Raw genomic sequence first — 16,379 nt, forward strand, 5'->3', positions numbered from 1 at the left:
TAACCAATGGTGTGGTATTTATAAAGTCTTAAATCCTTTTACATGAATTCACTCGTTTGCCTTATGCATTTTTTCTAGATTAATCGGGCAAACAACCATACACTTCTATGAAAGGAATTTTGACATTGACTGCCTTGTTCATAAGCTGCCTGACCATGGCTCAGGGTACCATGCTTTTGAGGCAACCCACTATTTCTGATACACATATTGCCTTTGTTTACGCCAATGACCTTTGGATTGTGGAGAAAGGAGGAGGGAATGCCAAAAGGCTTACCTCCAATATAGGAGGAGAAACCAATCCGCATTTCTCACCCGATGGTTCTATGATTGCCTTTTCGGGGCAGTACGATGGTAATCAGGACGTGTATGTAATTCCATCTCAGGGTGGAGAGCCTAAGCGATTGACCTGGCATCCTTCAGGTGATAATGTGACGGGCTGGACACCTGAAGGTGAGGTGCTTTTCTCTTCTGGACGCAATGGACATCCAACCAAAGAATCGCAATTCTTTACAGTCTCTACAACCGGGGGACATCCGAAGGAATTACCCATACCAAGAGCTGTTGACGGTGAGATTTCGGCTAATGGCAGATGGATTGCCTATCAGCAGATTTCTTTCTGGGATCCTGAATGGAGAAATCACAGAGGTGGACAAGCTAAGCCTATCTGGATTGTTGATTTAAAAAACTACAACTTAAAGATGACGCCTCAGCCGGATAATGAGAGACATACCAGTCCGGTTTGGATGGGTGGAGTGGTCTACTATCTGTCTGAAAGAGACTATGCGAATAATATTTGGAGCTTCAACCCTCAAACAGGAGAAGAGAAACAGATCACTCATCATGCTGATTTTGATGTAAAGAATATTGATGCCGGTGGAGGAATGTTGGTCTATGAGCAAGGAGGGTATCTGCATACGATCAATCCTTTAACAGGAGAATCTCAACAGTTAAATATCAATGTTGCAGGTGACATGAACTGGGGCAGGCCTCGATGGGTGGATGCGAGAGCTTTCGATATGCAAAACGCACAAATCTCGCCAACAGGTCAAAGAGCCATATTCGAATTCAGGGGAGATATTATTACCGTTCCGAAGGAAGAAGGTGCCTGGAGAAACCTGACCAACTCAAGCCTATATGCGGACAGGGCTCCGGTTTGGTCTCCCAATGGTGATCAGGTAGCCTGGTTTTCAGATGAATCAGGCGAATATGAGTTAAAGATTGCAGATCAAATGGGACTGGAAGCTCCCAGGACCATTACCCTTCCTAATCAGACTTTTTATTTCAGACCTCAGTGGTCTCCTGATGGAAAGTACATTGCATACACCGATACTGATTATAACATGTGGTATGTAGATATTGAGTCTGGTGTGGCCAAAAAGGCAGACACGGACTTATATGCTCACCCTAACCGCACTTTAAACCCGGAGTGGTCACCCGATAGCAAATGGATAGCTTATGTTCAATTGCAGCCGAATCAGTTTAAAGCAGTTAAAGTTCATCATGTAGAAACAGGAGCTACTTTAACTCTTACAGATGCCATGGCTGATGCTATGTCTCCGGTTTGGGATGCCAATGGCCAATACCTGTACTTCCTGGCATCGACTGACTATGGTTTAACCAGTGGTTGGTTGGATATGAGTTCTTATAACGCCCCTCTTAGTTATACACCTTATCTGATGGTGCTTTCAAAAGACGGTAAGTCGCCATTTTTACCTAAAAGTGATGAAGAACCCACGGGAGAAGAGAAAAAGGAGGATAAGAAATACGAGGTAGTTGTAAATATTGATGCTGAGGGTATTGCAGAACGTATTATTCCAATTAATGTACCCGCACGAAATTACACTCAAATGATGCCCGGTCCTGAGGGTCATTTCTTCTACGTGGAAAATGTTCCTCAGGAAGGTGCCAGACTCCAACGCTACAGCCTGGAAGAACAGAAGGCTACTACTTTCCTGCCTTCTATTGCCTATGGTGTGGTTTCATCAGATCGAAATAATCTACTCTACAGAAGTGGAGGAACCTGGGGAATAATATCCACTAAGGGAGGTTCAAAGAAAGTAGGTGATGGTCGTCTTGACCTGAATGGAATTCGAGTGAAAGTTGATCCGACAGAAGAGGCCAAACAGATACTGAAAGAAGGGTGGAGGTTTATGCGTGATTTCCTATACGTGGACAATACACATGGCGCTCCGTGGGATGAAGTATGGAAATGGTATGCTCCATGGGTTGAGCATGTAAGACATCGTTCAGACCTGAACTACATTGTTGATATCATTAGCGGAGAGATCGCGGTAGGGCATAGTTATGTTTCAGGCGGAGATTACCCTGACCTCACCAGTGACAGAGTAGGACTGTTGGGTGCCGATATAGTGCCAGATCGTAATGGCTTCCGAATAGAGAAAATTTACACTGGTGAAAACTGGAACCCGAACCTTTCTGCTCCCCTGGCACAACCGGGTCTGGGAGTTAGTGAGGGCGATTACATAGTTCAGGTTAATGGAGAAGACTTGTCCGTGGAGGATAACTTCTTTAGCTATTTTGAAGGAACTGCCGGTCGTCAGGTTACGCTTACCATCAATTCTCAACCTTCCAAAGAAGGAGCCAGAACTGTTTTAGTAGAGACCATTGGTAATGAAGGAGGCCTTCGACAGTTTGACTGGATCGAAGGTAACCGAAGATTAGTCGATCAGTTATCAGGAGGCAAGTTAGCCTATGTGTATGTGCCAAATACCAGCAATCCCGGCTATACCTACTTCAATCGATACTACTTTGCCCAGCAGGATAAAAAGGGAGCTGTTATCGATGAGCGTAATAACGGTGGTGGCTCTGCTGCAGACTACATGGTAGATATCATGTCCAGAGAGCTTCATGGATACTTTAACAGCAGGGTAGAAGGGCATCGGCCATTCCCATCTCCGGGTGCAGGAATCTGGGGGCCGAAAGTGATGATCATTAATGAACGTGCCGGTTCAGGCGGTGATCTTTTGCCTTATATGTTTCATCAGATGGAAATCGGACCATTGGTAGGTACTCGTACCTGGGGAGGCCTGGTTGGTACCTGGGATACTCCCAGATTTATCGACAATGGTAGAATGGTAGCGCCAAGAGGTGGTTTTTACAATACTGATGGAGAATGGGATGTAGAAGGAAAGGGGATTTCTCCTGATATACCGGTTGAACAGACCCCGAGGCTGGTGATTGATGGACATGATCCTCAACTGGAAGCAGCTATTAAAGAGGCAATGCGGCTACTGGAAACTCAGGAAGTAACACTCAAACCTGAGCCTGAAGCACCAATTCGCTGGAAGCGGCCGGTTAAAAAGGATAATTAGTCAAATCTGATTGTGAACCTTAATCCTTCATCAGAAGAATGGTGACTAAAAGTGGCCTTCAACTGTTGAATCATAAGGTTCACAATTCTCATACCCATGCTCTTAGAAGCAGACAGGTCGAAACCTGTTGGTAAGCCGTTGCCGTGGTCTCTGTACTCAATCAGTGTTGACCCATTGTCATTTTTACAGCTAATGGAAATACCTTGGGCCAGGGCTTTATCATTAAGATGTTTGATGGAGTTGGTGATCAGTTCATTGAATATCAGAGCCAGTGGAATGGCCTTGTTGATCGGTAGAGATAACTCTTTACAGCTGATGTTGATGGGAATATGCCCTGAGCCCTTCCTGAAGGTATTACAAATCAAAGGAGAGAGTTCTTCCAGGTACTCCTGAAAGTTAACTCTGGTAGTTGACTCAAGGCCATAGAGTTTCTCGTGTACCATAGCCATGGTTTGGATACGATTTCTCAGAGCACCATATAAACCGTGATTGCCTCGGTCTTCATCTGTTTGTTCTTGCAGGTAAATCAGGCCTGAGAGTACCATGAGGTTGTTTTTGACCCTGTGATTCAGCTCTTTATAGAGTACTTCCTTTTCCTCCAATGAATAAGAAAGCTGCTCATTCGTTTTTGCGATGGCTTCTTGTTGAATAGAAAGCTGAGAATTTTTCTTACGTACCCTTAGAAAAAGAAATACCACTGTGAGCGTAGAAATGGCCAGTAAGGTTGAGCCACCAATGGTATAGACCAGTGCCCGTTGATTATTATCTGCTCTGACTTCTGCTTCTGCCAGGGCTTTTTCAGCCAACTCCCTGTCATGTACGGCCTGAAGCTCTTCTACATCAATTGCATACTGGTCAACCATCAGCGAAATTTTAGACTGATAGGCCTTTCTTGATATGTGATAGGCTCTTTCGTACCAGCCTTTGGATTGGAAGATTGTCATCTGAATCAGGTAGAGGTCTTCGAGTGCGCTGTGCCATTCGTTGAGTTCTGCCAGAGCAATTATGGGCCCCAGTACTTCCAGTGATTTGTCGGCTTCTCCTCTGCGAGCATAGTATACCGCCAGGTTATGCTGTACTGTTGCCAGGTCTCTTTGCCTGTTCATATTTCTGAGTATTTCAGAAGATTGTTCATAATGTGAGACAATTCGTTCAACCTCGTCAAAATGAGTAGCGCCATACAAATAGGCCAGTTCATTCAGGATGAGCGCTTTGGTATATTGAGCACATGGTTCGTTGGCTAATTCCAGTGCTTTTTGACTGAAGAAGCCTACGTTATTGGCGTTACTTCTGAATTGAGATTCATTGGCTGCCTTCCGGCTAAACCAATAAGAAATGTTACAGGGGTCAACTTCATGGTTGTCGATAATTTCCTCAGCTATCTCGAGATGTCTGTCAGACAGATCTCCCAGGGCCCTGGCACGATAATATTCAGCTAGTAGTGTTTCTGTTTTGGCCATATTATTGAAATCCTGCCTGCTTGTGTAGTAGTCGAGCATCTCCATGTAGTCTGCCAGAGCCTGGTTGTTTTTGCGCATTACCTTACACATAAAAGCCCTCGATTCCAGCATGGCCATACGCATGGAATCATTACTATGAATCAGCTCTGAGTGCTCCAGTTTTTCGAAGATTGGGATGGCATCGTTATAGTTTCCATAGTCTGTTAAACTTATTGCTTTTTGAAGATCGGCAGAAACCTCTTCGGCCGGATAGTCGGAAATTAATACCAGCTGATTCTCTGAGAAAGTTTCTTCCTGTCCTCTGATTAAAGACAATGGGCATAGTGTCAGTACGAATACCCAAATACCTCTGAAAATCACAAAATATGAATTTTTAAAGGTAAAGTAGGTTGTAAAAATGCTATCTGAAATAAATTTCATATGGGGCTGCTCTTGGAGGATCAAAAGTTAAAAAAGAATTTATATTTAGCTCCTGTTCAACCAAAACACCTTATGCCGAATAGCATGAAAGTCATCCTTGTTGAGGATGAAACCATCATAGCTGAATACTTAAAATCCGTTCTGGAAAAAATGGGCAATCACGTTAGGGTATTGTTCTCAGGTAATCTCGACTTCGATAGTTATTTAAATCAACATCAGCCCGACCTTGTCTTTCTTGATATTAACCTGGAATCGAAAACTACAGGAATCGATTTGGCACGGGCCTGTAAGAATAAGGGGGTGCCCTTTGTCTACCTTACTTCGTACTCAGATCCAAAAACTATAGGAGAAGCCCTACAATATGAGCCATTGTCTTATATGTTGAAGCCATTTACCGAAGAAGAGGTATTCAAGACGTTGGAGGTGGCCAGGATAAAAATCTCTCAAAACAATGGTAATCAGTTTCTTAATCTGAAAGAAGGTTATGATACCGTTAGAATCAAGCTGAATGATATTCGTTGGTTAAAAGCCGACAATGTCTACACAGAAATAAGCACCAATTCAAAGAAGTTCATTCACAGAAAGCCACTTTCAGAAATGATGGATTTACTGCCGTCAACCAACTTCATTCGTGTTCATCGTTCCTATATCGTCAATATGGACAAGGTGGTAAGGGTAGGGGCTGATTACCTGGAAATTGATAATGAACGCATTCCCGTTAGCCGATCTAAGAAGGCCTCTATACTTGATAAAATCGACACCGATTGATTCTTCAATAAATACAGCTGACATACAAAGCTATGTCATTCACAACAAACTTTTAGCTGTACACAATAATTGAATTAATTTCACTAACAACTCACCTGAACTGCACTGTTAGACTGACTCTGTAGCTGTTGCTCAGATAAGAATACTACAACCAAAACATATAGTGTATGAACTCTCTTTTACCAAAAGTGAGGCATGTTTTTATGCATTCCACTTTGGTGAACTACTTCACCGCAACAACCAATCGAACAATTTGTGGCATCGGAATCCTGATGCTTTTATCCTTTCAAACTTATGGGCAGGAAGACTGGAAGCTTCTGAAAGAGGCTTCCGGGGTTGCTGTCTATTATCTGGTAACCGAATGCGAAGTCGATGCTCCGTCTGATGAGATGTTGGCTGAATCAACTACCAGACAGGTAATTCAACTCAAGGTTGATAATCAAAGTGGCAAAGCGCTTACAATAGCTTATCCATTAACAGTTAAACAAAGTGGCAATGAAGACATAAAGGAGTCTGCGATTGCTGCCGGAATAACTGTTTTGAATGACTGTAGTCAACTTCCGGAAATCAACCTTACCCATCAATCAGGGGACGGTTTACCGATTTCTGTATCGGAGTATTTCCAATTATTTGATGTAACCATTAAGGAGTAGGAAGCATGAAAAATCTATCTAAAATAAGTCTGTTACTAGTCATGCTGCTACTCAGTTCAGCGATTAGTGCACAATCTGTTTTTCCAATTTTACCCGGCTCGAGTCTGGCCGATGGTGATGATGATCAGGTGTTGAGAACCTGGTTAGAAGAATCTGGTGTTGTTCCATCAGGAACCCTGATTTATAGAAAATCTGTAAATGGTGCTTCAGGAACGGCATTTCATAATGCCGTAGATAATCAGGGCCCAACACTGGTCCTTATTAAAGGAAGCAATGGCACTGTATTCGGAGGTTATAATCCAACGTCCTGGACATCTTCAAATACCTATTCAGGTGGAGCAGATGCCTTCCTTTTCAATCTGACAACCAACCAAAAGGGAGATATTCATCCTAATTATGTTCAGAACGCTACTTATAATCGCAGCAATTATGGACCTACCTTTGGCGGAGGACATGATATCTATATAGACAGTAACATGTCTGGCGGTTATGTAAGAGGCTGGAGTTATTATGCCGTTGATGGTAGTGGCCATCAAAGCAGTAATTCAATCAGAGCCTTAACAGGACTGAACGTTACGACTACAGGTAGTTATGGCTTTCCTTATGGTTTCATTCAGGAAATAGAGGTTTATGCTATTGAATACAATAAGTCAGCCCCAATTATTCAGGGGCAAGACATTACGGTCTACTTAGATGCCAATGGCCAGGCCACTATTACCCCTCAGGATGTAGATACAGGAACAACTGACCCGGATGGAACAGTAACCCTGACTATCGATAGAGATGTATTCACCTGTGATGACCTCGCAGGTAATTCTTCAATTGTAACCCCTACCTATATAGGTACTGAAAACCAGTCTAATTATTCCCTGGGTGCTGCTTATGATCCGGTAACAGAAGAATATCTTTTTCCACAATGGAGTACTAACACTATTTATAGGTTTGATAAAGACAGAAATTCCTTAGGGTCTTTTACATTCCCTTATAATTCTATACTTGATTTATGGGTTGACGGAGAAACTGGTGATTATTTTCAGGCGGATTATTACTCGCAGGTGATAAGAAGAGTTGACAGAAATTTAAATCAGGTTTGGCAAAGGTCAATTCAGGGTGGAGGAGCGTATGGTCCGAGAGCTGTGACTACCGATGATAACTTTGTTTATTATCACCGATATAACTCCACACAAATCATCATTCTTAATAAATCGGATGGTTCTTATCAGGGAGTTATCAACCTTCCAGGAGGTGGTGACTTTAGATCAATGATCCATGCCAACGGAAAGATCTACATGGGTGGAAGAACCGACAACTGGTCTCCTTATCCTAACAGCTGGAATGTTATACATATTATAGATGTAGCCAGTAAGAGTTATGAGTCTAGTTTTACTGTAAGTAATTACACTTCACAAGGACTTTCATTTGATGGAGAAAATATTTGGGTTCATGCTAATAATCAGGCCTATGGATACAAAGTATCTGAAGGTAATGCCTACGGGTCAGGAAATGGAAATAATGCAGTAATCCTTACTGCCACAGACCCATTAGGCAACACAAGATCAGAAGCCTTTGGTGTAACGGTGGTAGATAACATTTCACCAACCATATCGCTCAATGGCGCTGCTACCGTTTACCTGGCAGCCGGAGAACAATTCAACGATCCGGGAGCAACCGCTGCAGACAATTGTTCTGCCAATGTTGAGGTTTCAGGAACTGTTGATATCAATACTCCGGGGGCATATGAGGTGAGCTATAAAGCAGTTGACGGTTCAGGCAATGAATCAAATACGATTACCAGAACCGTTAATGTGGGTGCCGTTGATACCGAATCTCCGGTATTAATCACGCAAAATGCAACGATCGAACTGGATGCTAATGGTCAGGCTTCAATTGAAGCAGGTGCCTATCTGTCGGAATTTTTCTCAGAAGATTTCAGTGCAGAGGCCACGGGTGTTCAAACTACCTTGGCTAACTGGTCTTTTGGAGATGCCAATGACAATGTAGATGTAGGAGATTACATCACCAATAATGGCAGTGTTGAAATTGACCTTGCAGGAACGAATAACTCTACCATCACAACAAAGGAGGCTTTCCTCTTCGTGCCTGGAGATTATCAGATCAGTTTCGATCACAGACTAAACAACAACCCGGCTGGCAATAACTCAGTGAGAGTAGTCATAGATGGTCTCTTAGACCAGACTTTCGCTTCACAACTAACAGCTGCTACCGAAACTGTAACATTTACTGTCAATGCTGAAACGCAGGCTCGCCTGGTGTTTGAGCAATTGGGTGTTGATGATGCGGCCGGATCATTTATTGGAGGTATTACCCTATCCAGAGTAGTGCCTGTTACTTACTCTGTTTTCGCAGATGTAACAGATGATTCAGGAATCGTGAATATGACTGTTAGCCAATCTAGCTTCTCTTGTGCCGATATCGGAGACAATGTAGTGGAACTCACTGTTGTCGATCCTTTCGGAAATGAAACCACAGAAACAGCTACAGTGACTGTACTGGGAGGACTTGATGCCGATGGCGATGGTGTTCCGAATATTTGTGACCTTGATGATGACAATGACGGTATACTCGATGCAGATGAATGTTCTTCATCGGCCTTCTTCTGGTCAGATGGACCGGCTTTGCAAAACCCGGTTAATGGATTGGCGAAAAGCGCAAGAGGAACCATTAATGGAATTGGCTATACCTATTCTTCTAATGTGAACTTTACTACCACAAGCAATTTGTTTGGTATTCATAAGTTCCCTGCTGAGTTTGACATCCCTAATCAAACATCAATCAGAAATGATTTGGCTTCTCAGAACACCCTGGCTTTTGATGAGCCAATGACCAATCCTGTTTTGGTATTTGCATCTATCGGTGGTGGCCCAACTGTTAACATTGAGTTCGAAGATGACTTTGATGTGCTTTGGATCGAAGAAGCTACAACTTCCGTCAACGGAAATGTGGTTACAGGAAAAGAAGGGAATATCGTCTTGAGATTTAATGGTGAGTTTTCGTCATTGAGCTTCGATTATCTGGATGCTGAGACCTATGTGAACTTTGCCTTCGGAGCAGATTTCTTCTCGCTATGTGACTTCGATGAAGATGGAATTACTAACGACTTAGACCTCGATTCTGACAACGATGGTTGTGCAGATGCGGTAGAAGGAAGCTTAGGACTTGGCTTAGATGCTATTGATGCACAAGGCAGACTTGTTGCAGCAGTAGATGCCAATGGAGTGCCAACTTCAGTCAATGGAGGCCAGGGAGTAGGAACAAGTGCCAACTTCTCTGCCACCTGTGAATGTGAGTTAGGGGTAGACCAAACTGTGCCAACTCTGGTATTGAACGGAGGAGATATGACCGTCAATCAATTCGATACATTTAATGATCCTGGAGCAGTGGCTGATGATAATTGTTCAGCATCAGTTCAGGTAACCGGTACAGTTGATACGAATACATTAGGAACTTATACACTGGAGTATGTGGCAGTTGATGCTCAGGGTAATAACTCTGAAACATTAACAAGAACAGTAACTGTAATTGATGTTACCCCACCAACAGTAAGTACTCAGAATGTAACCGTTTACCTCGATGAGAACGGAAATGCTTCCATTACTCCGGAGCAGATTAACAATGGTTCTTCTGATCCTTCAGGAATCGCGAATCTCTCACTAGACATAACGGATTTTGATTGTGACGACTTAAGCAGCACCTCAGGAAACTCCAATGTCTTTGCCTTGGACTTCAACGGCAATCAAAATGTTTCCGTGGCAGACAATGCAAGTTTGAGAACAAGTGCCGGAAACATGACTATTGAGACATGGTTTAAGATTGAAAGCAATGTTAACGATTGGGTAAGAGTAGTTGGAAAAGGAACGTCTAATGATAGAGAATATGGCCTTTGGTACAATTTCAACGAGCAACGTTTCCTATTCCAAATGTGGGCAGATAACCAGGTTTTAGATCATGCGTCTGTCGTAACATCAGGTAACCCTGCGGTTGAGCTTGATACATGGTATCACCTGGCAGGAGTAAAAGACGGTAACCAGGCCCGCTTATATCTCAATGGTCAGCTGGTTGGTACTACTACTGTTGCCAATACAACTCCGGCAGTCAGTAATGCGCCATTTACTATTGCTGAGACAGGTATTCATTCTTACCACAATGGACAAGTAGACGAGGTACGCTTATGGAATGTGGCAAGAACCACACAGGAGATTGCCGATAACTATAATAAGGGACTTAGTGGTAGTGAGAATGGTCTCGTTTTATACTACAACATGGACACTGGCTCGGGTACTAACCTTGAGGATCTGGCTGGGAACAATGACGCAAATACAAACGGGACTGTCTGGACTACAGATATGCCTGCTTTTGAGGGCGAAACAGAAGGTGTTCTTGTAACCCTGACTGCAACAGATAACAATGGTAACTCAGCCGATGGTACTGCCCTGGTAACCGTATTGGACGATATCGATCCGACAGTAACAGGTCAGAACGTTGAAGTCACCCTGACTGCATCGGGTACGGTGTCCATTACTCCTCAGGATGTACTGGTAAGTGCTTCAGACAATTGCGGTGTAGTTTCCTACAGCCTCAGTCAGGATACTTTTGGTGCTCAGGATGCTATTAACAGTCCGGTGACAGTGCAACTTACTGTAACCGATGCTAGTGGTAATTCAGCATCTACCTCTGTTCAGGTCACCGTAATCGATCCGGTACCAACAGTAATTACAAAAGACATTACCGTTTATCTCGATGGAAATGGTCAGGTGACCATTGCTCCGGAAGATGTAGATGACGGTTCCAGCTCTTTGGTTGGGCTATCAGGTTTGTCACTGGATATATCTTCATTTGATTGCTCGGATGTAGGTTATAATACAGTGACCCTGACGGCCACCTCTACGCTGGGAAGTAATGCCAGTGGAACAGCACAGGTTAGAGTTCTTGATAATACTGCGCCTACCATGACTGTTCAAAATGCAACAGTTCAATTAGATCAGAATGGATATGGAAGTATCCAGCTGGCCGATATACTTCTGTCGACAGACGATAATTGTGGAGTAGCTAATTCTGCTGCAAGCCAACTATCGTTCGACTGCTCCGAATTGGGAGACAATACTGTAACCATCACTGTAACAGATGTCAATGGACAAATTGCTCAGCAAGAGGTTACAGTGACCGTGCTAAATGTACTGCCAATCGTAGCAGAAGCAGACAGCTTCACACTTGATAATTGCGAGCCGGTTACTTTCAGTGTTGCCGATTTGTTGGGTAACGATTCTGACCCATATGGTGAGTCGTTGAAAGTTGATTTTGTTAGTCAGCCAAGCAGCGGAAGCATAGTAGATAATGGCAATGGTACATTTACTTATACACCTGGTCAGTCTACTAATCACACTGCTACTGCCGAATATATTGTGAAGAGAGATGATGGAACCATCGTATTCTCCGGCAATGGTCACTTCTACGAGTTTGTTTATGCCCCTGGTGTAACCTGGACTCAGGCCAAGAGCATGGCTGAAAGCAGAACCTATAATGGACAGCAGGGATATCTGGTTACTATTACCAGTGCGGCAGAAAATGCATTTGCTGCTGCCAAGTTGAATGGACAGGGATGGATTGGTGCCAGCGATGCTCAGCAAGAAGGTCAGTGGAGATGGGAGACAGGCCCTGAAGCCGGAACCCTATTCTATATAGGCCAGGGCAATGCAGGCGGATATGCTGTCAATGGAGAGTATAACAACTGGGCCGGTGGAGAACCAAATGACTATCCACCACTTGGCGGTGAAGACTATGCTCACTTCCTGTCTGATGGCAGATGGAATGATTATCCTCATTCAATTGGGAATTCAATCGCAGGATTTGTAGTGGAATATGGAGGAAGCGCAGAAGACTGCAACATTCAGTCTACAGCTACTGCCACCATCACTTTTGAATTGAATGATATAACAGCGCCAACAGCTAGTGCTAATAACCTGACGGTACAGCTGGATGAAAATGGTAATTATAACCTGTCTCCGGCAGCGGTCAATAATGGTTCTTATGATGCCTGCGGTATTGAAAGTATCAGCCTGAGCAAAGAGCAATTTAGCTGTGCTGATGTTGGAGAAAACACTGTGATTCTGACTGTGAGAGATGTCAATGGCAACGAATCAACTGCTACATCAATCATTACAGTAGAAGATAATGTGGCTCCGGTATTCCTTACCAGAGAGTCATTCATCATTTACCTTGATGCTAATGGTGTTGCATCACTTTCGGCATCAGACTTTAACCTGGAAACTATCGCAGAGAATTGCGGTATTGACCGAGTTGAGTTGAGTAAAACAGCCTGGAATTGTGATGAGGTTGGTTTCCATGAAATTCAGGTAACTGCCTACGATGTTAATGGAAATCAAACTACGGCACCGGCAGATGTAGAGGTGAGAGATGAAATTGCTCCAACCGTAATTACACAAGACATTGTTGTTGACCTTGACGCTAATGGATATGCTTCCATTACACCTGAAATGATCGACAATGGTACTTACGACAACTGTTCATTCACCCTAAGCCTTAACATCACAGAGTTTGGATGTGCACAGGTAGGGGAGAATGTAGTGGAACTTACGGCTCACGATCAGAATGGAGTATTTGCCAGTGCTTATGCCACTGTAACTGTAAGAGATGTGACAGCACCTGATGCGGTTGCGAAAAACATTACGGTTCAGTTAGATGCTAACGGTAACGCCACTATTACTCCTGATATGGTAGATAATGGCAGCAGCGATGCATGTGGTATTGAGTCTGTTCAGTTTGCTTCTACGACTGAAGGGATTTTAAGAGCAACCGCCAATGAAGGTTATGCCTTAACTCTGACAGCACCTGCCGGAGCAGTGATCACAGGAATCAATTTTGCCAGCTATGGTACACCAAATGTTGTGAATGGCCAGTTCGTTCAGAGCGGTTGTCACTCACAATTCTCAATGGATAGACTAAGTGCTGCTATAGGTCAGAATTCCTTCTCTATAGCTGCAGTAAATGGCATCTTCGGTGATCCTTGCCCTGGTACTTACAAGCGACTTTATGTTGAAGCTACTTATTCAACAGGTGAGCAAGGTGTAGAAAGCTTAAGCTTCGATTGTTCTAATGTGGGAGATAATCCGGTTACACTTCTGGTAACAGATGTAAATGGTAATGTTTCTACTGCCGATGCTACTGTTACGGTAGAAGACAATGTAGCCGCAGAGGTAATTACTCAGAACATCACTGTTCAGTTAGATGCTAACGGATTGGCCAGCATTACTGCAGCCATGATTGATAATGGTTCGAATGATGCTTGTGGAATTGCCAGCTACGCTCTGAGCAACTACAACTTCGATTGTTCGAATGTAGGCGCAAACACAGTGACCTTGATAGTAACAGATGTCAATGGAAACGTAAGCTCCGCTGACGCGACCGTGACTGTTGAAGACAACGTGGCTCCAACAGTCATTACACAGAATATTTCTATCAATCTCGATGCTAGCGGAAACGCCAGCATTACCCCTGAAATGATCAATAACGGATCTTCAGATAACTGTGCAATAGCATCTGTATCACTCGATGTGACCAGCTTCGACTGTTCAAATGTGGGAGACAATACGGTTGTGTTGACTGTCATCGATGTAAATGGCAACAGTGCAAATGCTTCAGCAACTGTAACGGTGAATGATGTAACAGCGGCAGAAGTGATTACGCAAAACGTAACAATTCAATTGGATGCCAATGGTGCAGCCAGTATCACTACCGCCATGATCGATAATGGTTCGAACGATGCCTGTGGTATTGCCACCTATGAATTGAGTAAATACAACTTCGATTGCTCGAATGTAGGAGACAATACAGTAACCTTAACCGTAACAGATGTCAATGGAAACGTAAGCTTAGCTAATGCTACTGTAACCGTTGAGGATAATGTGGCTCCAACAGTGATTACCCAGAACATTTCAATTGATCTGGATGCTCAGGGCAATGCCAGTATCACTCCTGAAATGATCGATAACGGTTCTTCAGACAATTGTGCAATAGCATCGTTGACTCTTGATGTATCGAACTTCGATTGTTCAAATGTGGGTGACAATACAGTAATATTGACTGTGATGGATGTTAATGGTAACAGTGCTACAGCTCCTGCTACAGTAACTGTGAAAGACGTAACTGCCGCTGAGGTAATTACTCAGAATGTAACTATTCAGTTAGATGCCAATGGTGCAGCCAGCATCACCACCGCCATGATCGACAATGGTTCGAATGATGCCTGTGGTATAGCCAGCTACGAACTGAATCAGTACGACTTTGACTGCTCACATGTTGGCAACAATACGGTAACCTTAACAGTAACCGATGTCAATGGAAATGTAAGCTCAGCCAACGCAACCGTAACTGTCGAGGACAATGTGGCTCCGATATTGACAGTACCAGCCAACATCACGGTATTGAATGACCCTGATGTTTGTGGAGCTGTAGTAAATATTGGACAGGCAACAGCAACCGATAATTGTGCAGTAGCTTCAATTGTAGACAACGGACTAGACTTCTATCCGGTAGGAACTACAACGGTAACCTGGACCGCTACGGATGTAAATGGTAATGTGACTACAGGTACTCAAACCATTACGGTGACCAATGACATTCCGGTCATCAACGGATTCAGTATGCAGGAGTCAATTATCATCAATGGTGCTGCTACTTACAGCGCTGGTTACACCGATAACAATGTGGTGTCTGCTACATGGAATTGGGGTGATGGTTCAACTACTGAAGGAACTATAGCTAATAACATGGTAACCGGAGTACACAGCTACAGTGCCACAGGGCTATATACTGTAACATTGACTGTTGTCGATGCTTGTGGCGAGTCTGATACCAGCGTGTACACCTATGTGCCGGTATTCGATCCGAATGAAGGTCACATCACCGGTGGTGGTTTCATTACTTCTCAACCGGGTGATTTGGTAAGCAATGTTTCGGCACAAGGAAAATCGAACTATGGCTTCCAGGGTAAATACCTGAACAATGGCAGGCTGCAGGGAACTATGAACTTCCACCTCAATAGTGCAGGCTTCAAGTTTAAGTCTGAAGAAGCTCAGTGGATGGTGATCATGGATGACAATGCTGTGATGAAAGGTACAGGTAGAATCAACGATGTGGCTGGATTCTCTTATGTGGCCACTATGGTTGATATCCATGTGAACGACAGAGCTCCTAATGACAGATTCAGAATCAAGATCTACGAGACCGCTTCAGGTAATGTGATTTATGATAATGAGGCTGGTGTAGCACTCGATGTTGAAACACAGGAGCAGATCGATAAAGGTACCGTGGTAATTCACAGAGGTAAATCATCAACTTCAACTGTTACCGGAATCAGCACCAATGATTCAAAAGGTAATGGCAAGAAGAAAGAGGTTGAAGTTGAGAACCTTCCGGTTATTGGTATCGAAGCATTCCCGAACCCAACCAGCGGAACGGCTGTCATCAGATTCTCAAGTGATATGGATGGCAAGGCCAGCGTGGGAGTGTTTGACATGAATGGTGTAAGAATAGCTACCCTATACGATGGTGAGGTGGTAGCCGACCAGAATGTAGAAGTTGAATTTGACGGACGCAGAGTGGCCAGTGGGGTCTATCTCGTGAAAGTCAATACCAACGGATATGTAAGAAATCTGAAGTTGATGGTTAAGAAGTAATCAAGACTACAGTGTTTAGGTGAATAGAAGCCC

At 43.6% G+C, this 16,379-nt stretch carries 5 protein-coding genes; 4 read left to right on the forward strand and 1 reads right to left on the reverse strand.

Annotated features, from left to right (window positions below):
• The first annotated feature begins 107 nt into the window (after window positions 1-107).
• Window positions 108-3,332 (forward strand): S41 family peptidase, encoded by a 3,225-nt coding sequence (locus ACOOEY_RS17235; protein WP_420385968.1) that lies wholly within the window; start codon window positions 108-110, stop codon window positions 3,330-3,332.
• On the opposite strand, the gene ACOOEY_RS17240 is transcribed toward ACOOEY_RS17235, so the two are convergent.
• Window positions 3,329-5,212 (reverse strand): sensor histidine kinase, encoded by a 1,884-nt coding sequence (locus ACOOEY_RS17240; protein ID WP_420385969.1) that lies wholly within the window; start codon window positions 5,210-5,212, stop codon window positions 3,329-3,331. The two genes, ACOOEY_RS17235 and ACOOEY_RS17240, sit on opposite strands and share 4 nt — an antisense overlap.
• A gap of 84 nt (window positions 5,213-5,296) precedes the next feature.
• Between ACOOEY_RS17240 and ACOOEY_RS17245 the strand changes: the two genes are divergently transcribed.
• The 3 genes from ACOOEY_RS17245 (at window position 5,297) to ACOOEY_RS17255 (ending at window position 16,346) form a co-directional block, all read left to right on the forward strand.
• Window positions 5,297-5,980, forward strand: a complete 684-nt coding sequence (locus ACOOEY_RS17245; RefSeq protein ID WP_420385970.1) for a LytR/AlgR family response regulator transcription factor — start codon at window positions 5,297-5,299, stop codon at window positions 5,978-5,980.
• A gap of 167 nt (window positions 5,981-6,147) precedes the next feature.
• Window positions 6,148-6,633 (forward strand): hypothetical protein, encoded by a 486-nt coding sequence (locus ACOOEY_RS17250; protein WP_420385971.1) that lies wholly within the window; start codon window positions 6,148-6,150, stop codon window positions 6,631-6,633.
• A gap of 5 nt (window positions 6,634-6,638) precedes the next feature.
• Entirely contained in the window at window positions 6,639-16,346 is a 9,708-nt protein-coding gene (locus ACOOEY_RS17255; RefSeq protein ID WP_420385972.1) for a PEP_CTERM-anchored TLD domain-containing protein, read from the forward strand.
• The last annotated feature ends 33 nt before the right edge of the window (window positions 16,347-16,379 follow it).

The organism is Roseivirga sp. (assembly GCF_965216855.1).
Lineage (GTDB): Bacteria > Bacteroidota > Bacteroidia > Cytophagales > Cyclobacteriaceae > Roseivirga.

Coding starts and splice junctions, on each gene's coding strand:
- ACOOEY_RS17235 (WP_420385968.1), top strand. CDS start 108: ATGAAAGGAATTTTGACATTGACTGCCTTGTTCATAAGCTGCCTGACC.
- ACOOEY_RS17240 (WP_420385969.1), bottom strand. CDS start 5,212: ATGAAATTTATTTCAGATAGCATTTTTACAACCTACTTTACCTTTAAA.
- ACOOEY_RS17245 (WP_420385970.1), top strand. CDS start 5,297: ATGAAAGTCATCCTTGTTGAGGATGAAACCATCATAGCTGAATACTTA.
- ACOOEY_RS17250 (WP_420385971.1), top strand. CDS start 6,148: ATGAACTCTCTTTTACCAAAAGTGAGGCATGTTTTTATGCATTCCACT.
- ACOOEY_RS17255 (WP_420385972.1), top strand. CDS start 6,639: ATGAAAAATCTATCTAAAATAAGTCTGTTACTAGTCATGCTGCTACTC.